23 protein-coding genes and 3 pseudogenes are annotated in these 25352 nt (G+C 55.0%); 12 read left to right on the top strand and 14 right to left on the bottom strand.

The genetic code is table 11. The annotated features are described in order from the left end of the window. The first annotated feature begins 119 nt into the window (after nucleotides 1-119). From QO005_RS22955 to QO005_RS22930, 5 genes and pseudogenes are all read left to right on the top strand, one after another. Nucleotides 120-743: a recombinase family protein gene (locus tag QO005_RS22955; RefSeq protein ID WP_307160354.1), complete on the top strand. Its 624-nt coding sequence runs from the start codon at nucleotides 120-122 to the stop codon at nucleotides 741-743. 210 nt (nucleotides 744-953) lie between these two features. Next, entirely contained in the window at nucleotides 954-1349 is a 396-nt protein-coding gene (locus QO005_RS22950; RefSeq protein ID WP_307160353.1) for a VOC family protein, read from the top strand. A 209-nt stretch (nucleotides 1350-1558) separates the two neighbouring features. Then, complete coding sequence (locus tag QO005_RS22945) at nucleotides 1559-2251, top strand: hypothetical protein (RefSeq protein ID WP_307160352.1); 693 nt, start codon at nucleotides 1559-1561, stop codon at nucleotides 2249-2251. Nucleotides 2252-2308: 57 nt separating this feature from the next. After that, entirely contained in the window at nucleotides 2309-3196 is an 888-nt protein-coding gene (locus QO005_RS22940; protein ID WP_307160351.1) for an EamA family transporter, read from the top strand. Nucleotides 3197-3459: 263 nt separating this feature from the next. After that, nucleotides 3460-3636 (top strand): annotated as a pseudogene (locus QO005_RS22930) (helix-turn-helix domain-containing protein); the annotation flags it as partial. 338 nt (nucleotides 3637-3974) lie between these two features. Here the strand turns inward: QO005_RS22930 and QO005_RS22925 are convergent. Further along, nucleotides 3975-5272 (bottom strand): annotated as a pseudogene (locus QO005_RS22925) (IS66 family transposase); the annotation flags it as partial. 86 nt (nucleotides 5273-5358) lie between these two features. Here QO005_RS22925 and QO005_RS22920 point away from each other — a divergent pair. Together QO005_RS22920 and QO005_RS22915 are read left to right on the top strand one after the other, a co-directional pair. Then, a pseudogene (locus QO005_RS22920) lies at nucleotides 5359-6074 on the top strand (RHE_PE00001 family protein); the annotation flags it as partial. Between the two features lie 108 nt (nucleotides 6075-6182). After that, a complete protein-coding gene (locus tag QO005_RS22915; protein ID WP_307160349.1) occupies nucleotides 6183-6896 on the top strand; it encodes an IS6 family transposase in 714 nt (237 codons plus the stop codon). Between the two features lie 392 nt (nucleotides 6897-7288). Here the strand turns inward: QO005_RS22915 and QO005_RS22910 are convergent, their stop codons facing one another. After that, entirely contained in the window at nucleotides 7289-7915 is a 627-nt protein-coding gene (locus QO005_RS22910) for an outer membrane protein (protein ID WP_307160348.1), read from the bottom strand. 753 nt (nucleotides 7916-8668) lie between these two features. On the opposite strand from QO005_RS22910, the gene QO005_RS22905 reads away from it, so the two are divergent. Next, entirely contained in the window at nucleotides 8669-8833 is a 165-nt protein-coding gene (locus QO005_RS22905; RefSeq protein ID WP_307160347.1) for a hypothetical protein, read from the top strand. A gap of 402 nt (nucleotides 8834-9235) precedes the next feature. Here the strand turns inward: QO005_RS22905 and QO005_RS22900 are convergent, their stop codons facing one another. The 7 genes from QO005_RS22900 to QO005_RS22870 all read right to left on the bottom strand — a co-directional run bounded on the left by QO005_RS22900 (nucleotide 9236) and on the right by QO005_RS22870 (nucleotide 15622). Then, on the bottom strand, nucleotides 9236-9604 hold the full coding sequence (locus QO005_RS22900) for a hypothetical protein (protein ID WP_307160346.1): 369 nt from the start codon (nucleotides 9602-9604) through the stop codon (nucleotides 9236-9238). A 135-nt stretch (nucleotides 9605-9739) separates the two neighbouring features. After that, nucleotides 9740-10408, bottom strand: a complete 669-nt coding sequence (locus QO005_RS22895) for a DUF3313 domain-containing protein (RefSeq protein ID WP_307160345.1) — start codon at nucleotides 10406-10408, stop codon at nucleotides 9740-9742. Nucleotides 10409-10956: 548 nt separating this feature from the next. Then, the gene (locus tag QO005_RS22890; protein ID WP_307160344.1) at nucleotides 10957-12297 is read right to left on the bottom strand and encodes an ATP-binding protein; all 1341 of its coding nucleotides are present in this window, start codon (nucleotides 12295-12297) and stop codon (nucleotides 10957-10959) included. Further along, on the bottom strand, nucleotides 12294-13049 hold the full coding sequence (locus tag QO005_RS22885; protein ID WP_307160360.1) for a response regulator: 756 nt from the start codon (nucleotides 13047-13049) through the stop codon (nucleotides 12294-12296). The genes QO005_RS22890 and QO005_RS22885 overlap by 4 nt, the downstream gene beginning before the upstream one ends. A 177-nt stretch (nucleotides 13050-13226) precedes the next feature. Continuing rightward, nucleotides 13227-13583: a hypothetical protein gene (locus tag QO005_RS22880; protein ID WP_307160343.1), complete on the bottom strand. Its 357-nt coding sequence runs from the start codon at nucleotides 13581-13583 to the stop codon at nucleotides 13227-13229. 89 nt (nucleotides 13584-13672) lie between these two features. Continuing rightward, a complete protein-coding gene (locus QO005_RS22875; protein ID WP_307160342.1) occupies nucleotides 13673-14128 on the bottom strand; it encodes a hypothetical protein in 456 nt (151 codons plus the stop codon). Between the two features lie 564 nt (nucleotides 14129-14692). After that, nucleotides 14693-15622 (bottom strand): LysR family transcriptional regulator, encoded by a 930-nt coding sequence (locus QO005_RS22870; protein ID WP_307160341.1) that lies wholly within the window; start codon nucleotides 15620-15622, stop codon nucleotides 14693-14695. 110 nt (nucleotides 15623-15732) lie between these two features. Between QO005_RS22870 and QO005_RS22865 the strand changes: the two genes are divergently transcribed. From QO005_RS22865 to QO005_RS22850, 4 genes are all read left to right on the top strand, one after another. Further along, on the top strand, nucleotides 15733-16602 hold the full coding sequence (locus QO005_RS22865; protein ID WP_307160340.1) for an NmrA family NAD(P)-binding protein: 870 nt from the start codon (nucleotides 15733-15735) through the stop codon (nucleotides 16600-16602). Nucleotides 16603-16720: 118 nt separating this feature from the next. Beyond that, on the top strand, nucleotides 16721-17620 hold the full coding sequence (locus tag QO005_RS22860; RefSeq protein WP_307160339.1) for an SDR family oxidoreductase: 900 nt from the start codon (nucleotides 16721-16723) through the stop codon (nucleotides 17618-17620). 103 nt (nucleotides 17621-17723) lie between these two features. After that, the gene (locus QO005_RS22855; protein ID WP_307160338.1) at nucleotides 17724-18893 is read left to right on the top strand and encodes an alpha/beta hydrolase; all 1170 of its coding nucleotides are present in this window, start codon (nucleotides 17724-17726) and stop codon (nucleotides 18891-18893) included. Nucleotides 18894-18954: 61 nt separating this feature from the next. Beyond that, nucleotides 18955-19752 (top strand): SDR family oxidoreductase, encoded by a 798-nt coding sequence (locus tag QO005_RS22850; protein ID WP_307160337.1) that lies wholly within the window; start codon nucleotides 18955-18957, stop codon nucleotides 19750-19752. 262 nt (nucleotides 19753-20014) lie between these two features. Here QO005_RS22850 and QO005_RS22845 read toward each other — a convergent pair whose 3' ends face one another. The 5 genes from QO005_RS22845 to tssI all read right to left on the bottom strand — a co-directional run. Next, nucleotides 20015-20677 carry an AP2/ERF family transcription factor gene (locus QO005_RS22845; RefSeq protein ID WP_307160336.1) on the bottom strand — a complete coding sequence of 221 codons (663 nt, stop codon included), beginning with the start codon at nucleotides 20675-20677 and terminating at the stop codon, nucleotides 20015-20017. A 294-nt stretch (nucleotides 20678-20971) separates the two neighbouring features. Beyond that, nucleotides 20972-21556, bottom strand: coding sequence for a hypothetical protein (locus QO005_RS22840; RefSeq protein WP_307160335.1), 585 nt, complete (start codon nucleotides 21554-21556; stop codon nucleotides 20972-20974). Between the two features lie 2 nt (nucleotides 21557-21558). Next, on the bottom strand, nucleotides 21559-22686 hold the full coding sequence (locus QO005_RS22835; RefSeq protein ID WP_307160334.1) for a glycoside hydrolase family protein: 1128 nt from the start codon (nucleotides 22684-22686) through the stop codon (nucleotides 21559-21561). Between the two features lie 25 nt (nucleotides 22687-22711). Then, a complete protein-coding gene (locus tag QO005_RS22830) occupies nucleotides 22712-23683 on the bottom strand; it encodes a DUF4123 domain-containing protein (RefSeq protein ID WP_307160333.1) in 972 nt (323 codons plus the stop codon). Continuing rightward, nucleotides 23676-25352: type VI secretion system tip protein TssI/VgrG (gene tssI, locus QO005_RS22825; RefSeq protein WP_307160332.1), on the bottom strand; the 1677-nt coding region annotated here is incomplete at its 5' end. The genes tssI and QO005_RS22830, both read right to left, overlap by 8 nt.

Genomic DNA, 25352 nt, shown 5'->3' with positions numbered 1-25352 from the left:
TATGTCACAAAAAGATTGGAGATAACCGTTCATAGAGCTTACTTTGCAAGACGGGTTATGTGACAATCTACAGGCTTTAGGGCGGCCAAATTGAAATTGTCATGCAGACGGACGAATAAATGACAGCTCTGATCGGGTATGCGCGGGTATCGAAGGCTGACGGCAGCCAGGTCCACGACCTTCAGCGCGATGCGTTGGCACAGGCTGGTGTCGAGGTCGGAAATATCTATGAGGATGCCGCGTCTGGAAAGAAAGAGGATCGGCCCGGTCTTGCGGCGTGCCTGAAGGCGCTGCGCTGTGGTGATACCCTTGTCGTCTGGAAACTCGACCGCCTCGGCCGCGATCTCCGCCACCTCGTCAATCTGGTCGACGATCTGACCCAAAGGCATGTCGGCCTCAAGGTCTTGGCAGGCGAAGGTGCGTCGATCGACACCTCAACGGCGAATGGCCGGTTGGTGTTTGGCATATTCGCTGCGCTTGCTGAGTTCGAGCGGGCGCTGATCGTCGAGCGAACCAAAGCCGGTCTCGCCGCCGCCCGTGCACGGGGCCGCAACGGCGGAGCGCCGTTCAAGATGACGCCGACGAAACTGCGCCTTGCTCAGGCTGCGATGGGAAAGCCGGAAACGAAAGTGGCCCACCTCTGCACGGAACTCGGTATCACCCGGCAAACCCTCTATCGGTTTGTCGGTCCAAAAGGCGAGCTGCGAGCCGATGGCACAAAACTGCTCGAACGAAGCAAATGAGGAACCTAGGTCATACTGGAGAACAACACTCGGCACCTCCTGCCGATGTTGTCTGCCTAGACCGGCCATTCATTGGCCACCATTCCTATTTCCGGTAACATGGGTAAGATGAACATGCATCTGATTGTTGATAGCGCGCACCAAAACTGTGTGCACTTCGGCGCGGGCATCTATTTCTATATCGGGTAATCTCTTACCTCGGAGTGTATAATGCTTGATCATGTTACTATTTCTGTGAAAAATCTTGTAATATCTCGGGAGTTTTATGATGCCTCCTTGTCGTGCTTAAAAATTTTTAGAGTATATGACGGAGAAGCCGGATTTTCTGGATATGGAAGCCTAGACAAGGCATCTTTTTGGATCGGAGAGCGAACCGGTCAACTTATAACGGGCACTCATATCGCGTTTACAGCAAACAATCGTGCTGATGTTGATGCTTTCTACGCGGCCGCGCTTGCCGCCGGAGGGCGTGACAACGGTCGTCCTGGTCTTCGGCCCCATTATCACAAGAACTACTATGGGGCTTTTATCTTCGACCCAGATGGACACAAAATCGAAGTTGTTTGCCATAGAGATGAAGAAGCTATGCGGCCTCGCCAACAATAGATATCGAGACTGCAATGATATGCCTCTATGTCGTGTCAGTTTGGCCTGACCGCCTACGCGACCAATAACACCAATTGGCGCAAACGAGGCCAGTGCGCCTCGCTTCCAACCATCGTGCCACCGTCCTCTCTGGCTGTAGACTGATCTGCATTCTGCTCAAACGTATATCTGTGCCCCTTTAATGTTCAGCGGCCAACTCGGCAGTGCTGGTGCAAACTTACATCGATGGCGATCAGTATTTCGTCAACACGATCAGCATTGCAGGAGAGCACACGGTCACCGACGCGTGGAGAATGACGCTGCTGCCGATCCCCGGCTTCTCGAACGCTATGGAAGAGTGGTTCCTACTCGATCCGGAAGAGGCGGATGCAAAATCGTTGATCGCATACACCAAGCAGGTTTTGGATGCGATCGGGGTTATTAACGGTCCGGCGGTGTCGGAGGTCAGACTATCGTCAAACGGTCCGGCACTCATTGAGACGGGGGCTCGGCTTAACGGCCCAACCATGGAGCGCGATCCCTATATTTCTGCGGGACTGCAAGGAACGCAGGCCACAGCGCTAGCGCAGCAGTTGGTTGCGCCGGACATGTTTGCCGCCAATTGGGCATCTAGGGGTGGGTACTCGCGCGCGAAACAATTCGCCAAGTCGTTTTTCATATTCAAGGGAAAAGGTGTCGTGCAAAGCACCGACGGATTAGAAACCTTGAAGGAGCTGAAGTCTTTTCACTCCAACTATCGCCCTCTGAAGGCAGGTGACGATGTTTCGCTGACGACCGACACAGTAGGTCGCGGCGGCGTTGTATACTGGCTCGCCGACGATCCGGCACAGTTGCAAGAAGACGTTGAAACCTTTCGCGCCTTGGACGATAAAGGATCCCTCTACGAAGTCGCCTATTCTTGACAATCAATTTCATCGTTGGCGGCACACATTGGCCGCCGACACCACTTCAGGATTCGCATGTCTTCTCTCTCCGCAACATCGATTGGTCGGCTCGCAGTTTTCTCAGCGGTAATTCTTCAGGCAATTGGTAAAGTTGCTTTCGGGACATGGCTTGCGGATTTCCCTTCAGCGTTGTTCGTACTCATCAGCTTCACTTTGACCGCAACCTTTTTTCTCAGCCTGTCGCGCAAGGGCGTAGGGGAACTGGCGTGGGGGCCGGTTGCTCTGCTTAATATCAGTACGGCCCTGACGTTCTTGTGTTTTTTCTACGCATTAAAGCTGATTGAGCCATCGATCGTCGGCGCGGTCGAGATCGGAATCGGGCCTGTTCTGGCAGTCGTCATCACACTAATCTTATCGGGGGTGAGGCCGACAAAATTACGGATCTTGGTCTGCGTAGGGGTTTTGGCCGGCTGCGGCGTGCTTGCTGTTGCAGCTCAAAAAGGCACAGGCCTTGCTGTCGAAGGCGGGAACGCCTGGTATGGGCTTAGCGCTAGCGCTGCGGCTGGACTAGGGGCCGTCCTCATCACCATGGCGTCCAAATCACTGATTGGCCGCGGATGGAAGTTCGGAGCGGTTTTGGCGCACCGCTTTTACCTCATTTTGCCGTTGTCGCTGATCTTGGCCTTTAGCTCTGACCTTTCGACCATTGAGTGGTCGGGAACTCTACTGATCTTGCTTGTTTTCGTCTCACTGGTTGGGGTCCTCGTACCACTCTACCTGCTACAAATGGGTGTAGGCCGCTGCGACCCTTATACAGTCATGGTTACGATGGCCGCCCTTCCGGTCATCACCTTTGTCTTAGAAGGCTTCTCCCCCGTATATTCTTGGTCATGGATGACGGGGCTGGGACTGCTGATCGTCTCGGCATTCCTACTGCTCGACGTGTTCGCCAAGAAATCGTAACCGTATTGCCTGCTAAATCGAATTTGTGTCTGTCCGGATAAGGATCGTTTGGCGGTGCCCACAAGTTTTGTCCGCAAACATTGCTATTTGGGGTCGGAACAAGATTTGTTCCGCCAGACACGCTAAGGTCGAACGGACGGTGAACGTCATGCAGCGCGCAGGGTTTTTCCGGGAAGCTGCAAGGGCCTAAAGCCCTCAGGCAGCTGCTGCTCTGTGTCCCAGGAATAGATGCCTGTGAGATTTATATGCTCCCAACTGAGCGGAAGTCGGAAGGTAAGGCCCTCGGTCGACTCTCGACGCTCAACGATAAACAGAAGCAGGATGTGCGAGGCGATCTCGCGACGGGGATGAGCGTTTCCGCGGTCGCACGGAAGTTCGCGACCAGCCGGCAGACCATTATGCGGGTTCGTGACGAAGGTTCACGGTCCGTTCGACCTTAGCGTGCCTGGGGGAACAAATCTTGTTCCGACCCCAAGCTGTGGTTCGGACATGGTGGTCTCCATGAAAAGAGGCCTTGAGCATAGCGACTGCGCCAAAAGATAGCAAGGAATCGGATCATGATGGCTTACTTACGATAAGGGTTACTTATCGGGGGCCAGGCATGGCCTGGAGCATCATAGGGAGTGAGGAATGATAACTTCGAGATAGAGTTTCTTTAGCAAATCGTTTACCGTGATTTCAATAACTTACGAAATCGCGGAAATCAGCATGACAGCTCTGATGTGGGTAAGCGGGGTAATCCGGTGGCAATGCCAGCCCAATGGGCAGGGATGAGACGTCAGGCGCGTGCCGCAACCATGGAAGGGAGGGGCGGAATAGGATGATTGTCGTCGCCGATGCCCAACCGGTTGCCAAGATAGTGCCAGAACGACAGACCACGCTTGTGGCAAGTCTTCGTCAGGCCGAGCATGCTGTCGCGCGCCTGCCGGCCATTGCGACTGACCGTCCCTCCGGAGATCTTCCGCTTGATGACAAACCCACGCAGATCTCGCTCCGACGCATTGGTGTGGAGCGGAATCTCTGGTCGCTCCAAAACCCTGAGCAGCTCCGGCTTGCGGCGCCTCAGCCGAAACAGCAATTTGTCGAGTTCGTCATCGCCGGTGCGGATGAAGAAAATCCGATCAAACCGGACCTGAAGACCGTGAGCTGCACGTTGGCTGGGACTTCGCTGATAGTTTTTCAGCTGCTTGTAAAAGAGCCAGATCAGCTCGCGCAGGGTTTCGACGTGTTTTACCTGGCACGGCGTCGCCGGCATCAGCTTGTGCAGAAGCCGTTCCGCATGGACGCAGCACAGTGCGTGGGTACCGACCCGAAACTGGCCTGCATCGTCGGAAACGATCACTGTCTTGCCGACCAGCCCATGATGACGGATGGCGCCCCAGATGCCGGCCTCGGCAAACGGGCGGATGATGTCCTTATCGAAGATGTCGATCCCATGTTCAGCGAGGTGCTGGAGAAACGGAACCTGATTGGCAAACCGCCGAGGTTCTTGCCTCTTCAACGGCGCCAGAAGAGCAGGGTCCACCTGCCTGTCTTCGAGAAAAGCGAAGGCAGCCTCGTTCAGGACATAGTCCTGATAGTTGCCGCGCAAAAGGGCCAGAAAGTTCAGTCGCGACTTGGACGGCGCGGTGCGAAATGCGGTGAAATGCTCGCCGCCAATATGCGTCGTATGAAAATTGCGGTTGGCGTGACGGGCACCGGTGTCGTCGACCGTGACATAGGTCGCCGAGACGAGGCCGGCATGCAGCACGGCTGCATCCTCCGCATGAAAGCCGTCCAGGCGCTCCGTCAGGAAACGCACCACCTGACGTTTGGAGATCTCGACACCAACGTCGTTGAGCAAGGTCGTCATTCGCTGCGTCGTGACCTGGCCATGCGCATGGAGCATCAGACAAAACCGCCTCGTATCCCCGCAGGCAGCGGCGCGATGATGGTGTGTCCCTCCGACGTCACCCAGCATTCCCGCCGGTAACGAACCACCTCGACCCGCAGGACCAGATCCCGGACGAAGCAGTCCTTGTAGCCCTTGAAGCGCGATCCATGCGGTACACTGACAGGCAGTACCTCTTCACCCGTGACCCGCAAACGTCGGACATCAATCCGATCAGCGCCGAGGCGACGGAGCCGTCCGGGCGCATTCAGCCCGTGCTCGCGGTAAAACTCCTGAAGGCGAGGGGGACGATCATGATGACGCGGAAATTCTGCCGGGCGTCGACTATGCCGCCATCGATGAGCTGCTCGCTCGATCGGAGGCTGCGATCGGGAACGCAACCCGGCCTGGCCGTGCCGGCGGGGCGGAAAAAGATCCTTTGATCTATGACCTCGACTGGGACGAGGATGCCCGGCTCAACGAATGGCGCGGCGTGCTCCGCCAGGCCGAACACCTGCCGGCGGTGCTGCAGGCCATCGTCGCGCTCGATGCCTGGAACGAGTTGTCCGTGCTTCAACACGCGCCCTGGCTCGGCCGCCTGTTTTGCGCCTCTATCCTGCGCCAGGCTGGCATCACGTCAGGTGCCCATCTCGCCGCCATCAATCTCGGCCTGAAAACCATTCCGGTCGATCGCCGGGGCATCGCGATCGCGAAACCCGGTTACTTGCTATCGCCCACGAACTTTTGGCGGCCGCCGAGATTGGCCTGAAAGAGCATGATCGGCTGACGCTCGCGCGAAAAATGTTCGAGCAGAAGTTGGAGGGGCGGCGAACGTCTTCCAAACTTCCGGAGCTGGTCGAACTCATCATGGCAAAGCCACTGGTGTCGGCCGGGACGGTGGCGAAAACGCTCGACGTCACGCCGCAGGCGGCGCGGCGGATCGTTTTGGAACTCGGCTTGAGGGAGATGACGGGGAGGGGGAGGTTTCGGGCGTGGGGAGCGATATAGATTTCAAAATGTTGTTAGTAACGTTCGTCACCAGAATAATTAATACTGCTACTGACCCGGTGGCGTCGCCTTAACCGCGCGTTTGAATTGAGTTGATACCGGGCTTGCATGACTGAACCCCCGCTCGCCCACTTCAGACGACACCGCTTTCCCGCCGAGATCATCGCCCATGCTGTGTGGCTCTACTACCGATTTCCGCTCAGCCTACGCGACGTTGAAGATGTGTTGGCGGAGAGAGGCATTAACGTCTCGTTCCAGACTGTCTCGGAATGGGCGGCGAAGTTCGGCGTGAAATTTGCTGATCAGCTCCGAAGCCGCTCACGAGGCCATTTTTCCGACAAATGGCACCTCGATGAGATGGTGGTGACGATCAAGGGGAAGAAATACTGGCTGTGGCGCGCTGTCGATGCCAACGGTTACGTCCTTGACGCCCTGCTACAAAGCCGAAGGAACAAGGCAGCCGCCCTGCGTCTCATGCGCAAGCTGCTCACGAACCAGGGTACCGCCCCGCGTGTGATGGTGACCGACAAGCTGCGTTCCTATTCGGCCGCAAAGTCGGAATTGATGCCGGGCGTCGAGCACCGCTCGCACAAGGGATTGAACAATCGAGCCGAGAATTCTCATCTTGCTGTGCGACGACGCGAAAGGCGAATGATGCGCTTCAAGTCCGAGCGACAATGTCAGTGTTTCGTCTCAACCCATGGCGAAATCGCCAATCTCTTTCTTCTTCACCGAAAATATTTGACCGTCGCAGACCATCGCCAGCTTCGCGCTCACGCCATCTCGATCTGGCGGGAAATCGCTTTGTCGATTGACGTGTAAAATTCGCACTGCAGAAGCTATCGCGCCTCAAAATCGGTTAGGGCGACGCCACGCTTTGCCGATGTCTCATGGGTGACGCAGGCCTCCTACGCAATAAGGGTGGTTTGCGCGGCGAGCGCCATGGCTGTGTCCAGCATGTTCACGGTCCATCCTCCATGAATCTGACCAACTAGGTGTTTAGTCCCACAAGTGTAATCGCGTATCATTGTCACGAACACTGGGGGAGACTCCAGGAAGTTTTGAACCGGGCATAACACGACAGTCGCTGGATGTAGAATGCGGGGCCGCTTCACAGAACCGGCTCCGCCCTCTGTAGTCAATGAGTGTGACTGATGAACATTCGCCCCTTCGCTGTGATCGCTCCAGCACACTCTCGATCGTAATTCGCGGGATCAGAATTTATAGCTAGCACCTACGACCACCTTGTGTTGCGTCGCGCTGAAATCACCGACGCTGCCACCAAAGTCTTTCTTGCCGAAGTCGGAATATCGATATTCTCCTCGGATCAGAATGTGATCGGTGAGGGCATGCTCGATGCCTGCACCTGCCGTCCAGCCGATCAGGATCTCGTCCTTCTTGCCCGAAGCCGGAACATCAGCCTTGGCGCCGGCAGCGGCGAGGCCCGCTGTTGCAAAGATCAGTGTACGGTCCATGGTGTAACCCACACGCGCGCGCCCGGACGCGTCCCACTCGGACTTAGCATTACCTTTATCGTCAAAGCTGTAGTTGAAGTCGTTTTCAATGCCGTAAACGATGCTGCCGCTCTGAAAATTGTACCCTGCATGAGCCCCGACCGAACCTCCGTCACGATCGGTTTTGGAACCGAAAGCCTTAATCTGGTTCCAGTTATATCCGCCCTGCACGCCGAGATAAAACCCGGACCAGTCGTAAGCCGAGTAGCTCTTCTGTCCGCCCGAAATTGCAGAGGGAGCGACGGGTTCGTAGACAGGATCCGCCGCAAAAACAGGACCCGCTGCAACAAATGTAAGCGCGGCCAGTGCAAGAGATCTGAACTTCATATCAACGTCCTTTGTTAGGTTCACAGAGCGGTGGACCGATGGCCGGTTCAACCTGCTCATGCGCCTCACTATGGAACGCCAACATGTTACCGCGTGTCTTTTCAGATTATGTTTTGTTGCGTGTACACTGCGAACTCAGCGAGTACTCTTCTTTAATTAGAAGGGAAGTTATCTCATCGGCAGAATACCGACGAGGGAGCTGATCTGCAAAACCTATCATGGTCTTCCTCTTCCCGGTATGCTGCTTCGCGTCGCCGCTCCATTTCCTCACCCCGAGCGGTACGCCTCAACCACGCTTCCCGAGTATCGTAATAGACTGCCCTATATCGAGATGATCTGTAATAATCATGCTCTTCGCTGACGCATCCAGTCAGGAAAACGCCTGCAGCGATGAGGCTGAAGATTGTGTAGGATTTGATCAATAGCAATTCCGGTTGCCAGAGCTGGGTCTTCATGAACTAGCACCTCTCATCCGGTAAAAATGCGCGCTGATGGTTTCAGTCAGATATAGCACGGGGTTTAAGGAACAAATCGTGCCCGATCTCAACCGTTGAAAAGGGCAATGCCTCGATCTGCCGAAGCAGAGTGACGCTGATACCGACCGCAGACCGGTCGATGGATTTCGTGGGGTGCGGAACTGCGGCGAGTTCTGAGCGCGGGTGCGACGGAGGCGGACCGCTGCCTCCCAGGTTAGCTTCCACGGCTGGATCTGTATACCGCCTACATGTTTCGCCACACGGATTGGGAGCTGGAATGGCCGTAGATACGCTGACACTCGGCCTTTGGCCGGCTTTGCCGGATCCGGTTTGTGTGATCGGGAGAAGCGTCGGTCGTTTCATCGGGATGACTGTAATCGCCTTCTCGATTGGCGATTCTGCAGTCTCCACTGGATCTGACGGCGTCGGCTTTTCAGGCTGAAGAACGAGCGGTTGCGCGGGAACTTCCGGCTGTCGGCTGACAGTTGGGATTGAGACTGTCTGGGCCTGTTCAGCCTGTTGACTAATACTTCCGCCCGAAATGTTTGTCATAAAGACTGCCCCGATAATGCAGGCGACACTCAGGCTGACCAGGCCCATCCACGGTGCATACGAAAACTTTGATACACGTAGCTCGAGATCATATCGGTGTTGGCAAACTCTCTTCGGTGCTTTGATTGTGCGGTCCGTTGTGCGTTGGGGAGGGATGATCTCTCCCCCTTCATAATGAATCATCTTTCATGCCCGTTCTGATGAACTGCCGCTGCCACCACATTGTTATCCGGGACGATGCGGCACAGAGAGCGCTCGCAAGTCACCGGCACGATGAGCGCCTCGGTCTAAACTAGCGATCGTGGACAACGCCCATAATGTCTCCGGAGCGAGAAACACTGACGAGCAAGTTATCACCATCGCGGGTCGCTCTGACCAGAAAGCGTGGTCCCACATCCTGAACGCTTCTGACGCGATAGCCCCGATCCTCAAGCAGGTTGATCACATCATCTGGTCCATAGCTTGCAGGGGCTCCAGACCAATGCTGCTTTGCATCATGATGTCGGTTCCAGCGGTCGAGAAACCGCGATTCCGTGCGGCCATCAACAGAGTAGGGTTCCGGGTTTTCATCATTGTAGATGACGACCTGGGACATGGCGACGTTGGCGAGACACAGGCTGAACGAGAGGGCGGTCCCGAATAAGGCGAACTTATGCTTCATCTTGTTTTCCTTTCATCGTCGAGCGTTTCGGACGAGACAAGTCACATCCTTGATGTTCCCAACCAGACCGGTTCGATGCTGCGCTTGGGCGCCGTTGCTGTGTATTCAGAATTGTTATGAAATGTTGATGCCGCCTCAGGAGCACAACTCATCCATAAGCGCGTCTGCTCCCTTGTCGATTGCCACATGCGCGGCTTTCAGAGCGCCGAACGTCGCCCCCACATTCATGGCATTTGGAAATTGCTTCGTCACATAGGCTGCGAGAAGGCTATTGGTCATTGAGTCATAGATATCAACAGCGTAGATGACCGAACCTGTCATCGATCCCTCCCTGCCTCGCACAGATTGGACCGTGTTATAGGCCCCCCCACCGAGATCCAGATGCGAGGCCGGGCCAAGAAGCGCTGTAGTTGCTTTTGCGCCGGTAAGCGTTAGGTGAATGCGCAAAGTGCCCGGTATGGGCGAGGTCACTCGCGAAAACCTGGTTTGCAGAGCCTGCTGAAACTTAGTCTGCATATAATCAGCCAGATCAGTCTTGTCGTCCTCACTGAGCTTAACGAATTGATGGTCCGCTCCGCGATAGATCGTGACTGGATCGATGATGACCTTGTCGTATTTCCTGAAATCAACGTCACGCTTGTAGCGATAAGGAATACGTCCGCTCTCATCACTCGTGTCCGACTTCAGATGCGGCGCAGACGCAAGACCGGCATAGACCTTTGGATCGGCGGTAGTACATCCTGCAAGTGCAGTTACTCCAAGGCATATGGGAAGACCCGTGCGTAAAAAGGTCTTTAGTTTCATGATTCTAGCCACGACGTTAGTGTTTGCCACTGTGGCTTTGATTACTAGCGTGTCGGAGGATTGCTGTGTCTTGGAATTTGTTCAGAAATGTTGCTGACGCATCTCATGGTCAATGACGAAATGACTGGCGCCGACAAGGTCGGTGAGAACGCAATCGAGCGAGCCGTTATTCATCCTTATCCCGATGGCAAGTTGACCGGAATAGTTATCAAGAGAGACAGGCCTTCGTCCACCACCACTCGCGCGGTCTCACCTTCAACTCGAATTCCTCTGAAAGCAAAGCCATTACGGCGGAGGTCGCTGCAGCTAGCCTCGGACCTATAGTGTTTGCGATATCAGAGCGGCTGAGTTCACACTTGGGTCTGAAAATATTCAGAATCAGACGCCGGTTCATTGTCGGTAGATTTTCTGTCGACTTTCAAGAGTGGTACCTGCTTCGCCAACCTACTGCATACGATCAGGTTATGTGGAAGATCCAACCAAGGGTCAATTGCGTGCGCTTGGTTAGCTGCAGCCATCGCAATTCCAGGGGCATATATCCGTCATCTTCAAGAAGAAGCCAAACCTGCTTCGCTTTTCGGCAGGATGATCTCGGCGACCAGGCCATGCGGATGGCGGTCGAGCAATTTGAAGCTGCCCTTATGCCCAGTCACGATGATGCCTTGGGCGATCGAGAGGCCCAGCCCAAAACCGCCGCTTCTGAGATTTGCCGGCCTGCTTTCATCCGCTTTGAAAAATGGCTGGAGAACCTTTGCCTTCAGTTCGTCGCTGAGGCCTGGGCCATCATCGCGGACCCGAATGGCCACGCTGTCGTTGTTATCTTCCAGCACGATTTCGATGTGATTGGCATAGCGGGAGGCGTTGTCGACCAAATTGGAAATGGCACGCGTCAATCCTTGCGGCATGCATTGGTAGACGAGACGCCTCGGCCCAATAAATCGAACGTCTACTCCCGTATCGGCAAAATCATCCGCGATGGTCTGCAGAAGGCTGGAGATATCAATTTTGCGATGAGGTTCATATTGATTGTCCAGGAATTCCAGGCTGGCATCAATCAGGGAGGATAGAGCGCCAATGTCGGCAAGCATACGCTCCCGGAGTTCCGGCTCGTTGGACCTCTCGATGCGCATACGAAGCCTCGTGAGCGGCGTTCGCAGATCGTGGCTAATCGCCCGCAGGATCCTGGTTCGCTCGCGCAACATCGTCTGTATGCGGGTTTGCATCACATTAAGAGATGCTGCCAGGCTGGTGATCTCGGAGGCTCCTTCTGCCTTGAACAGTACGTCGGAATGATCGTCCATGCTGACGCGCCGCGCCGCCGATGCAAAGCGAACCAGCGGGCCCGTAATCAGCCAGCTGCCGATATAGGCAAGAAGAATGAGCGGTATGACGATCTTCAGAAGACCGCTCGCAAACGCTGGCCAGAGCCATATGCTGGCGGGAAAACGTGGTGTCGAAAACGCAAGTGCTCTGCCGTCCCCCAGATTGACGATCAATGTGGTCTCGCTTCCTCGCAAACCGAAGGCCCGAACCACGGCGGTCGCAACGCTGTCGTCGATCAGCTCCCGAACCTGCTTCAAGATTTGCGGATTTGACATGCCCGCGACGAATGCGACTGAGGCGTCCTCCGGGGCAGCCCGTTCCACGGAAATATCCAGACGCCCTGCGAACCTGATAACGGCATCCTCCTCGAGAGGGCTATGAGCCCCCGCAAATTGCGTAAGGATGGCTTCGGTTCGGCCTGCAAACAGTCCGATCTCGATTCCTTTGTCGTGGCGCCCGTAGATGAAGGGCTCAGTTGTTGCCGCGACGGCGGAAACCAAGATGACAAACAAGATTGCCAGAAAAAGAAGCTGCGTCCGGATGGATGCACCGCGAAGCTCTTTCATCCGACGGGTTCTACTTTCGACGCAAATAAATACCCGCCCAGACGGACCGTTTTGATGAAGGTCGGTTCCTTGAGGTTAGGTTCGATTTTTTGCCGGATACGGCTGATATGCGCATCGATGCTACGCTCGATTGGGCCGGCCGAACCTGCATGCGTCATCGCAAGAAGCTGTTCACGCGTCAGCACTTTGTTGGGATGGCAGCAAAACGCCCACAACAGATCAAACTCTGCCGTCGTCATGGATACCTGCGCACCATCCGCATCGTAAAGTTCACGGCTCCTGGGGTCGATCTTCCATCCCGAAAAGGTCATGGGCAGGAGATTGACGTCTGTTTCCTCGGGACTGGTAGATCTGCGTAGGATATTCTTGATTCGGGCGATCAACTCCCGTGAATTGAAGGGCTTTGTCACATAATCATCCGCGCCGAGTTCCAAACCCAAGACCTTGTCGATATCCTCCTGCAATGCGGTCAGCATCAGGATTGGAATCTGGCCCGAGCCACGCAGTCTTCGGCAAATGCTGAAGCCATCTTCTCCGGGCAACATGCCGTCAAGCAGGATAAGGTCGAAACTATGCCTCAACAACAGTCGATCCATCTCCCTGCCATTGGGAGCAGAGGAAGCCTCGAAACCGTGAGCCCTCAGAAGATCGGTGAGCATAGCAGCGATGTCACCGTCGTCTTCCACCACCAGGATGCGTGCGGATGACGCAAGCTTGAGGGTTGTTGTTTTAGCAAGCACAGCGGCTACCATCTCGTTCAACTCTTGTCCATTACTGGTCCGACGCTTCCATGGATCGCGCAGCCACTCGTGAATGCTTTGGGCCAGCCAACGTAGCGACTTGCCTAATGACAGTGCGTGAGGAAATATTACGATATATTGCGAAAATAGCCTATGAGGTCGACCCTTTTAGGACTTTAGGTTCCTGTTTCAGTGAAATCGTGCGAACTGCGTATCCACGACGACGGTGGCAATATAGCAGGCCCGGATCAGGAGAAGCGAAAACAATGCGGTCGACACACACGCCAGAATGCGTTTCCGGGTGGGGGATCGCCTTGGCAGATTGTCGACCAGAGCCGTGCACGTTCGCCTAATCAGCCTTGCGACAGCGACAAGAATGAAAAAGGTGAGGATCAGATAGCCGCAAACGGCGGCAGCGTTCATCAGCCAGAACATCAAGAGACAGCCTCCGAGAAAAGCAAGTTCTCGCCTGGGGGCGGCAATTTGAATTAAGGCGATTGCATCAAGCAATCTGTGAGCAGAACGGATTTTTGGCCGCGCGTCCATTACCCTGTCTTGAGCCGGTGGGGGATACCCTTGGCGCATCGCTCTGGCCCTCAACAGCATCCATCGGACGCTATCTGAGGTGAACATCGTCAACCTTCCCGCGTCTGCCAAACAGAGCGATTGCAGCCATGATGACGTTTCGGATGTTCGAAACAATCGTGTCTGCAATATCCTGTTGTTGGCAGGGGGGGCGGACCTTCATCGGTCGTTGTCACCGCTGTGCGAGCGAGAAACGCCACGCGCTCAAGAAACGCACTTCTATCGAACTTTCTGCTTCTTGCCTGTGACAAGCCTGTCGCCGGGATGACGTGAAAGAACACCTCGATATTAATGACCGGAATTGCCCGGATATTCCGGAGCAAGTCGATGTCCGGGCGGGTCGTAATGGCGAACGCGAAATCTCCCTGCCGGAGAGCATCAAATGCTTCGGGAACGGTCGAGACCGAGACTGGTTGATATCCCGCATGCGACAGCACTGAGGCAATTTGCTCATTTGCTGTGGTCGCGAGGAAAAGCAATATTCTGGTGCCCGTTGTAAGCGGCATTTGAGCATGTCCTGTGAACGCTGTGGCAGAGTGGCTTCAGGGAATTGTGAAGTGGCGTAGCCTTTTGTCACGTTTTGTTGCGCGTATGTGATTAAGCATGGAAGTTTGACCCCTTTCGGCGCCTAAGACTGACCCTGGTTTGTACAGATCAACACGCTGATCAATTTGCCGTTTCTTCGGCGTGGCGGGGGTCAGCCTTCGGCGCCCATGATGGGGTCAAATGCCACGCCGGAACACACATGGGCAACATCACTTCGGAGACAACTGGCGCGAATTTCGCCAGTGGGTAGATATGGAATTTCTTGAGCAGGCCGAAAAGACGAGCCTTGCTGGAGCGTGACCCAGTTGATGGGCAAAAGTAAGCGCGGGCGAGGTTATGTTCCCAATTCGACACGGAGGCTGCCCGTGATGAGGATTATAGAATATTTTCAGGCATTTGACTTCGCGGAATGGCGGGTCGTTGGTTCATCTCCCTTCAAGAGCTTTATGTTGCTGGGAATCGGTATGCGTTTCTCGCGGTGCAATGTCTCTTTGCCCCTCTAACGCGTCACGCCGGGAGGTTAGTTAGGCGCGAGAGCCGCCAGCCTTTATGCCCTCTTCCGTGATGAGCCCTTCCACGAATGTCACGAAAGCTCGTACTTTTGCGGAATGCTTCTGGCGCGGTGGATAGAGCGCATAGAGCGGAAAGCGCTCCCCCGGCCAATCGGGGAACAGGTCTATAAGGTCGCCCCGTGCGAAGAGGTGGTGCGCTCCGATAGGAGGAATCTGACAAATCCCGACGCCGGCGAGACAAGATGCCAGCATAGTGGCTGCATCTGAAGTCATCAGTCTGGCACGCGTCTTAACTGGCAAAGTCTCGCCATCCCGATGGAACTCCCAGTCATAGGCGCGTCCCTTCACAGGATCCCAGAAATCTATGGTTTCATGGTCGATCAATTCGCTGGGGTGTGAGGGCCGACCTCGCCTTGCGATATACGTGGGAGATGCCGCCGTGATCACGCGCATATCTGCAAGACGCCGTGCAATCAGGTTTTCCGGTGGATCGCCGAAACGAAGTGCCATGTCAAAACCATCTGCAACCAGGTCCCCGACGGCGTCCCGCATGATCATTTCCACACGCAGTTCCGGATAGTCGGCCAGAAACGCCCCCATGCGATCAGACAGGATGGTCTGGGAGACGATGGGCGCGACATTGACCCGCAAGCGTCCTTTGACGACACCAGCCGACCCGGACGCTTCCAACGCAGCATCTTCGATGCCATCGAGGTGTGGCCCTACCTGTTCATAGAACTTGCGCCCCTCATCGGTGAGCCGCAGGGAGCGGGTTGTTCGCTCCAGAAGGCGAATGCCTATCCTTGTTTCAAGGCGAGCGATGGCCCTTCCGACACCCGAGGCTGTCATACCCAAAGCCTCTGCGGCTCTCGCCATGGTTCCGGCTTCGACCACCGCCATCAGCACGGTGACACCAGTCAGGAGTCGGCTGTCATAGGCCATGTTAATTCCGGATTCTGAGTCAATATTATCCGGACATTATAGCGATAAAATCCCTAATGCAAATATGAGAAAAGACCTCAGGAACAACAGGTTCACATGAGGAAAATCAGATGTTTGCAGTAACTGCGGCTACGGGCCGCGTTGGCGGCAATGCCGCAAGAACCCTTCTTGGTGCTGGTAAATCGCTGCGCGTGGTGGCGCGCGATGTCGGCAAGGCGCAGGCCTTTGCCGATCGAGGGTGCGAGATTTCTCTGGCGACGATGGAAGACCACGAAGCGCTGACCAAGGCGTTTTCGGGATGTGAAGGCGTGTTTCTGGTCGTTCCGCCGAGCCTTGACCAGCCGGAGGATCTGCCAAAGGCACGGGCGATTGTTGCAGCTTATAAAAAAGCGATCCTGGCAGCGCGTCCAGGCAAGATCGTCGCCCTGTCGAGCGTTGGCGCCCAGGCTGTAGAGCGCAATACGATCAGCGAACTGACGATCCTCGAGGAAGAACTGGCCGATGTCGATCTGCCGATCACCTTCCTGCGGCCCGCCTGGTATATCGAAAATGCTGAATGGGACGTCGGCAGCGCGAAGAATGATGGCGTCATCCACTCCTTCCTGCAGCCTGTCGATCGGGCGTTGCCGATGGTCTCAGTTGCCGATGCCGGCCGGACGGCGGGCGAGCTTCTGATGGAGGACTGGACGGGGCACCGCATTGTCGAATTGCATGGCCCGGGCCTAGTCTCGCCGCAGGACATCGCCAATGCCTTTGGCAAGGCGCTTGGCCGTGACGTCGGTGTTCAAGCCATTCCGCATGCTGCTTGGGAAGGCCTCTTTCGAGACCAGGGCATCAAGGATCCAGAAATGTGGATGAAGTGCCTTGATGGCTTCAATGAGGGCTGGCTGTCGTTCGAGGACAAGGGAACGATCAAGCGCGTCGGCCGGATCGGTGTCGAGGAAGCGGTTGCAGCTCTCGTTGGCGCCCACGGCGGCTAGTTCACACAGTCAGTCGCATTGATGCGTCCCCTCGTCCTCGCTGGCGAAGGGACGCATCAAGCGTGGTTCGAAAATACCGCTCCCTCTTCAAAAGGCGGCGCGCATTTCGGAGAACTTCATGTCCCAAAAACTGCTTGTCAGCGGAGCCTCCGGCCATCTCGGCCAGTTGGTTCTCCTTCACCTTATCGCTACGCTCAAGGTCGACCCTGTCAACATTGTCGCTGCGACGCGTCGACCTGATGGCTTGAGCGCCTTCGCCAACAAGGGCGTCTCTGTCCGCTTTGCCGACTTCGAGGACAAAGCATCCTTGGGGCCTGCTTTCGACGGCATCGACCGCATGCTGCTCATCAGCACCGACGCTCTGGATCGGCCGGGACGACGTCTTGAACAGCAGCTATCGGCCGTTAGGGTAGCAGAAGAGGCAGGCATTGGACATGTCATCTACACGTCGATGCCGAATGCCGATAAAGCCAGCGTCATTGTGGCGCCAGACCACGCCAGGACGGAAGCGGCAATCGAAGCGAGCGGCATCCCAGCCTGGACCATCTTGCGCATGCACTGGTACTTCGAGAACCTCTACATGACCTTGCCCGGGATCCTGCACAACGCAGGCCAGTGGTTCCATGCCGCAGGAGAGGGCAAACTGGCGAACATCTCCCGTGACGATCTCGCCCTTGCTGCCGCAACTGTCTTGGCCGGGCACACCGAGGGAAAGCAGGTCCTAACGCTCAGCGGTGAAGAGGCTTTGACCACGGCAGAGCAGGCGGACCTCATCAGTCGTGCGCTGGACAGGAAGATCACGGCAATTTCCATCACCGAGAAGTCCCTCGTGGAAGGAATGACGAAGGCCGGCATGCCCGAACACTTTGCGCGGATCTTTGCGTCATTCGACGTCAACACGGCCGACGGCTTCGCCGGGACAGTGACTGGCGATTTTCGCAGGATCACAGGCGTTGGACCGCAGTCGTTCTCGGACTGGCTCGCGAACAACAAGGCAGCTTTGCAGGCCTTGGGTTGACGCCCAAGTGTTTCAGCCCTGGCAGGCCAGCACAGATTGCGCAGGGGCGGGAAGTAATCGCTGCATCCAAAATCCTCAAGCATCTATTTGATTGGAGATCGACATGCTTTGCAATGTCATGACTGCATGCCTTTGGCGCAAGGAACCTTCAAGCGCAGGCCAACACCCCAGGACATCTCTGGCTGCAGCCGCAGGACGCCTCGTCACAAGGCTGTCTTGCAGCATCGTTGCCAGCTACGTTTCCGCCGTCTTGCTCGCGCAGCCTCTTATGGCGCAAACCGCACCGATGCCCTCCGGGGCAAGCCTGGAGTTGACACAGGAATGGGATAAGATTTTCCCCAGGAGCGACAAGGTCGATCACCGGAAGGTAACCTTCAAGAACCGCTATGGCATCACGCTTGCGGCCGATCTTTATCTTCCGAAAGAGATCGGGGATCAACGACTGGCGGCTCTTGTGGTCGACGGCCCGTTCGGCTCGGTGAAAGAACAGGTCTCCGGTCGTTATGCGCAAATCATGGCCGAGCGCGGCTTTGTGACCATCGCATTTGACCGCTCCTATACAGGCGAGAGCGGCGGCGAGCCGCGCAATCTCGCCTCACCAGAAATCAACACGGAAGATGTCAGCGCCGCCGTCGATTACATCGGTCTGCTTCCCTATGTGGATCAGAGCCGCATCGGCGTGATCGGGATTTGCGGTGGCGGTGGCTTTGCCTTGAATGCTGCGGCGGTCGACAAGCGCATCAAGGCTGTCGTCGCCCTCAGCATGTACGATATCTCCCGCCTGATGGCGCAGAGCTATCACGACAAGATGGATCTCGCCGGGCGCACAGGCATGCTGGAGCACATCAGTCAGCAGCGCTGGGTGGACGCGAAGAATGGCGCCCCGGCTCCGGGCCCGAGCTTCCTGCCTCAGACCGTTGATGGCGTAACTGATCCGATCGTGAGGATGTACTTCGATTTCTACAAGACGCCACGCGGTTTCCACAAACGGTCGCTGAACTCTGAAGGAGCTTTCACCGGCACCATGCCGCTGTCCTTCGTGAACATGCCGATCCTGACCCGTATAGCCAAGATCTCACCGCGTCCCGTTCTGCTCATCGCGGGCGAGAAGGCGCATTCCCGCTACTTCAGCGAGGACGCTTACAAGGCGGCGGCAGAGCCGAAGGAACTGCTGATCGTGCAGGATGCCATTCATACGGACCTCTACGACAAAGACGACAAGATCCCTTTCGACAAGATCGACGCATTTTTCGAGCGGCATCTCAGACCTTAGTCACCTCCCGACACTCCCGAACTTGATCGCCCTCAGAGAAGAGGGCGGCAGAGAGGCAAACATGTCTACCAAATCAAAAGTCTGGTTCATTACCGGCACATCGCGCGGTTTCGGTCGCATCTGGGCTGAGGCTGCCCTGTTGCGTGGTGACCGGGTGGCCGCCACAGCGCGAAACATCGAGACGCTCACACCCCTTGTCGACCAATACGGCGATCGGGTTCTTCCACTTGCACTCGATGTCACTGATCGCGCGTCCGCAAAAAGCGCGATTGACGCTGCTGTTGCTCATTTCGGGCGTCTGGACGTTGTCGTCAACAATGCCGGCTACGGTCTTTTCGGAATGGTGGAAGAGGTGTCTGAACCTGAGGCCCGCGACCAATTCGAGACGAATTTCTTCGGCGCGCTCTGGGTCACGCAAGCAGCGCTCCCACATCTCAGAGCGCAAGGCAGCGGCCACATCATTCAGGTCTCGTCGATCGGCGGCGTCACCGCATTTCCGTTCTTCGGCATCTATAACGCGTCGAAGTGGGCCCTCGAAGGAATGAGCCAGGCTCTAGCCGCCGAGGTCATGGACTTCAGCATCAAGGTGACGCTGGTAGAGCCCATGCCATATGCTACGGATTGGTCGGGTCCTTCGGCTCGTAAGGCTGAAGCTATTAGTGACTACGATCACGTTCGAGCAGGCATATTGCAGATGTTCGGCAAGATGCCATCCGGCGATCCGCAGGACTCGGTGCTATCGTTGCTCAAACTGGTGGACGCCGATAATCCACCGCTGCGGGTCTTTTTCGGTAGGGGCGCTCTTGAAGTCATTGAAGCCGAGTATTTTTCTCGAATTTCTGACTGGAAGCGGTCGTAACGTGTCCGGCGACGGCCAATCAAGGCCAAAAGACATATAGCCCCTTCGCAGCATCATCTCTGTTGCTCAGTGCAAGAGGAGAAACGAAAATTCGGATACAGCAACAGGACGTCGGGGTCACGGGTTCGTATCAGTTCAAGAGCAAGGCACGGAGGCCGCACCCTCATATCGGCCGTGAAGTGGGCGGGCAGGAAATGGCAGGGTCATGGGTTCCCTTTCCTTCAACTGCCTCCCTCATGCCTTCCTGTCAGCGCAGGTCCAGCTAATTGTCGCTCCGACGATGCCTCAGCTTTTCATGCAGGGTAAGGGCCTGCGGACTCCGCAATGCTGGATCTTCACCGTTCTCGACCGCCAGTACCATCCGAATACGCTCTTCTTCCGCCATGCGCTGCGCTTCTTCATAGCCGTATTTATCAACGCTGAATGTGCGCGTCAGAGCCTTTCGGCGCCGCTTTCCTGGAATGACCGGCTTCGGATCATCGAGAGGTATTTCAATGCGCGCAATCCAGCTGCCGGATTTGCGGATCCCACGCGCTTCTTTGTAATAAACACCTGGTATTGCACTTCCTTCCGGCCGGTTCTTGCGCACCAGCATCCGCATGTCCTTGTGGGTCAAGGGAGGAACGACCTTGAGAACCGCATCCCGATAAACCTGCGCCACTTCCAGTGCCTGATCCTTGCCGCCATACGTGCTGTCGCTGAAGGTCATCCGGATCGGCCTGCCGCCGCGAGACAGGTTCACCATCCAGGCATTCTGTCCATGCCTGTCGACATCCAGCCGATGGATGGCGTACATCGCTTCGTCATGGAAACGCGCTCTCGAACAATCATTGCCATTGGTTGAAACTCGTTCAAATGAGGATGTTTCAGATGAGCAATGTAATGTCGTTGCGGCTTTCTCTTTGACAGTAAGTTTACTGTTCATGATGCTCGTTTTGGTTGGAACAGGTCATGACTTTTTACGTACCGGCCCAGATGACTGGGCGCCTCTTGTGCTTCAAAATGTTAATAAAGCATGAGGGCGCAACTGCTTTCTAGATAATCTCCATCTACTGAAGTTCGCCGCAGGCGCCTTAGACGTTCCGCTTTATGAGGTCTGTCGCAACGATATGCAACTGTATCCCCTGTTTTCAATGCGTATGCGCTACCACGGCGCAAAACTGCTTCAATTCGATATATAACTCGGAAGCATCCATTTTCTTCAGCTCGTATTTTTAACTCAAGTCTTATTTTTTTTCTTGTAAATTCCGGAAAAACTCGCGCCGTATCCGCCGCAGTTACCCAATATTTCCCCACTGTCAAGAACTACAAGAAGCTCTCCAACTAAACGTAGCTGAATATAGCAGCCCTCCTGACTTTTTGAATTAACTTTAATTATGCCGTCTTTTAACGAAAATTCCGATGATCCACTGAAATCTCCAGTATCCGTGGATCCGCTTGAATTAGTGTATTCTGATCCGCCCTCTAATGATATATTGCCGTTAGAAAATTTTATCAAAAGGTTCGATTGGGACGAGTTGTTATCAATCCACAGCCCATTATAAGCCTTTATGTCTTCTATGACGTCAACTTTCACTTCCTCTTTATAATCTGATACGCTTTTTGCGTCATCCACATATTGATTATCTTTAGAAATGAAACACGCCGACGAGGTGGGTTCCTTGTAGAATATTCCTTTATTACCCGGATAAAATGATATTGACTTGTCTATTATTTTTTTTGCCAATTCTCCACCCTTAATGCAGTCTGCAGCGTATACATTGGCTGAGGCTAGGAGAACAAAAAGGAATGTGAATAGTTTCATGCTCACTCTCCAAAAAAAACAGATTTTTGATCGTTTCGTCTATTTTGTACACCTTTGTGCCACTCGGAAACGCCATTCTTTTTTGCAGAGTTCGCAACGGTAAGTATACGATTCCCAGCTTGCGTATACCTACCTGCGTTTAGGAGATCTTTTAATGACTTCCCATTTGTCTTGTTATGAGGATCGGTATTTGAGAAGCCGCCCTCGAAGTCTGTTGACCCAGAGCCAGCATTAAATCTTATATCTATAATTGCGTCGAATTCATTTTGATAAAGGGGAACATTAATATCTTCATTCGCGTCATCTATTTTAGCTTTTGTTTTGACATCGTTTTTAAACAAATCATCTATCTCAGAATCAGTCATCCCTGGTCCGGTTGTGGGGTATTTTTCCAGATAATCCTCAGCCTCTTTATTAGATGTAATAAGATGGCCTGCACCAATAGTTAATCTTTCACCGTTCACATGAGTTCCATCCCAGTTTTTATTCGGGAAGCGATCATCATAAACATAACGTTTCCTTTTTTCCCAATTATCAATGGTATGCTTGGCAGCTTCTGTAGAGAAAGTCCATGGTTTCCATAGCCGTTTCGTCTTAGCATCTGAAATCTTCTTTTCAGATATCAACTCGACCTTTGAAAAGGCCAAAGGCGCCTCATCGTATTTTTCCTCTTCAGTAGTCTGGCTTATTGGATAGTCATCTTCCTTAGAGCGATGACCGATGTATAAATATATATTTTCCTCTCCTGTACCGGAGAAATACCGTTCCGTGAGCCCATTTTCATCAATAATTCCTTGATATAACTCGCCTGAGTGCTCATATTTTACCGTATAATACATTCCGGTGCAAATTTTGTCGTTTGCATCTTTGACCAAAAAGGCAAGGCTGTAATTTTTATTTTTATCACATGTGGCGCATGGTTTGGCTTCAGCTGTTGTCATAGTCTGCTGGCCAGAACTTGTAGCTGATTTAGCCTCAGAGGCCTGCGGAAGACGCGATTGTTTCCCGATTGCAGGGCTATTGCCACTTTTTGAAAATAGCTCCTCCCAATCAAAGTAGCGTTTCGTCACATCGCTTTGCGTTAGGGGAACTGTACTACCCCAGCGATCCTCGAAAATATCAGCGGCCATTCAACTTGCCTTTTTGTTCCAATCCTTAATCCGCCTGCTCGCTCAAGCGCTGCATCAGCGTGTACATCTTGTCGTCGGGGGACCCGAATTTTTTGTCCCGCAACATGAAGTCGCGAAAGCTTTGATCGCGGCTCAGCGACCCGCCGCTATGAAGATTGAGGTAAGCCCAATAACCTAGGGCGCGCTCGCCGCGCATGCCTAAAGAACGACCATCATCCATATAGTGGCAGACGAATTGTCGGAGTTCCTCGTCGCTCATCGTGTCCGCGTGTTTCGCGTCGACTTTGCGTAGGAAACGCATGATGATTTGAACGGAGTTGTGCTCGCGGCTTTCTTCCAGTTCGGCGATCTGCTCGGCTGTGAATCGCAGGGGGCCGTGTGGCGCAACGGGAAGATCGTCGGGTGGAGAGGTTCGTCGCCGATTGTTGTACTGCGACGAATACCACATGAACTGGGTCGCGGGCCCAAAGAAGCGGGCATATTGCGCTGCCGTCATCAATGGTAGAAGGCTGTTGACGACCTCTGGGTCGTAATGGCGAAACATTACGCTCTGCTCTTTGGCGAATTCTGCTTCTGTGTCGCCCTCTCCAGTGCTCGCCTGCTCCGGCGGCGTCTCGTCATTTGGAATGATAACAACGTTCAAGCTGCGCAGATGTCTATGCAAGGCGGGTTCGCCCAGCGGGCAGCTCCAAAAAACCATGGATTCTGCAGCGCCAGGCAGTTGCAGCATCTTCATCAGCGCAGCGTCATCTTCAACAGGAACCAGCCAGCCCCCGGCGCGCTCGATGGCCTCATCCGCATGGTCCAGAAACAGGGACCGGCAGTAGATGTTCTCGTCTGAAAGCTTTGCCTTGAGATCGTAAAAACCTGCACCATCCATGACTGCAAAGGCCGGCTTCGGCATCTTGCGGTAGCCTTCCAGCAAAACCTGTGCAGCATAGCTCAACTCGACAGGCTCTTCATCGAGATCATAGGCCTCTGTCGCGATACTATCCATTTTTGTCCAGCTTTATAAAAGGAACACGTTGGGCAGCCATTTTTCGCAGGCAATGCGAAGGAGGAACTGGCGCTTTGCCCGGAACGATCTCCGTGCTTCTCAGGATAGGGCCCGGGCCGACCGTCAGTTGGGCTCCACCACCTTTGACGATTGTGCTAGTCGGGGCATGGATGACGATTGTGCCGCTCTTGTCCATTTCGAAGCGCGCCTCGCCAACCGTGACGCGGAAAGTGTCAACGGCTTTAATTTCGAAAACTCGGCCCACATCGAAGCCTATGGTCTCACCTGCTGAATAATTAAGCCCCTTGCCGATGCTTTCTTCCTTATTGGACCCAACCACGACGAGTTGGTCTCCACCGACAAACGTCGATTTGAGAATGCCGACCTGCTCGCTCGAAACCATTCCAACGGTCCGAGCGAAGGTCTTGCCAACGCTAAGGGTCTTGTTCACCCCGATGGTTTCCGTGTGATCGTTGCCAACTCTGATCGATTTGTCGTGACCGACATCTTCGCTCTGATCGTGACCAACAGTTTTGCTTCGATCGTGAAGAATGTCGATGTTCATGTCCTTCTGCGCATGAATGTAGATCTGTTCCTGGCCGGCTTCGTCTTCGAAACTCAGTTCATTGAATTGGCTGGGATCTTTCGACTTATGCGTATTGGTTCGGAACACGCTCTTGGTCTTATTCTCGGGCAAGGAATACGGCACGGGGTTCTTGGGGTTTGGCACGACGCCGGTCACCAGCGGCCGGTCGGGATCGCCGTCGATATAGGCAACCATCACCTCCATGCCGATGCGTGGAATGATCTGCCCGCCCCACTGGCCGCCCGCCCAGTTCTGCGCCACCCGTACCCAGCAGGTGTCGGAACCGTCCTTCTGTGCCCGCCGGTCCCACGGGAACCACAGCTTGATCCGGCCATATTTGTCCGGGTGGATCTCCTCGCCGGACGGACCGGCAACGATGGCCACCTGCGCCCCCTCCAGCCGCGGACGCTTCGTCTCCCGGTGCGGCGTCAGCGGCACGCGCGAGGGGATCGCCTCGAAGCCATTGCGGTATTCCGGCTCGTTGCTGGTTGTCTCATAGGACCGGTCCACCACCTCATGGCGGATGCGGGTGATGACATACTCCTCGTATTGATGCTCCGGATGCGGCTCCTCGTAGGGGGTAAACTTGCGGCCCGCCTCCAGGAAGCGCACAGTCGACTGGCCCATGACCCGCTCATGATCGGCCTCACTCGCCTGGGTGCGGAACTTCTCCGCCCGCTCCGCCGCCTTCGGGTCGGCAATGCGGGCCGGGTATTCGTAAAGCTCGCTCTTTTCCGCCCCCGGCATCTGCACCAGGGACGGCGTCACGTTCTGCGGTACCAGGGAAGGGGTCTCGAAGTTCCAGTCCGCACCGGCCCGCTTGCCGGGGACATAGGCGTAATCTCGCATCCACTCATTGATGTGATTGCGATCCGACGAACCCTGCGCCAGCCGCACCTTCGTTTCGCCCTCGGCGGAGGCGGACGGGTCCTGCCAGCCGATCTGGTGGTCGGCCACCACCAGCCTGTGACGGCCCTGTTCATGGCTGAACCAATAAAAGGCGCCGTCCTCTTCCAGACGGCGCAGCAGATAATCGAGATCGGTCTCGTTCCATTGCACGCTGTAGTGCTGCGGTGGCGGCTT

Origin of the sequence: Allorhizobium paknamense, assembly GCF_030815125.1 — a bacterium.
Lineage (GTDB): Bacteria > Pseudomonadota > Alphaproteobacteria > Rhizobiales > Rhizobiaceae > Allorhizobium > Allorhizobium paknamense.
The sequence above is the reverse complement of the archived record's forward strand: the minus strand, read 5'-3'. Positions and strand labels throughout refer to the sequence as shown.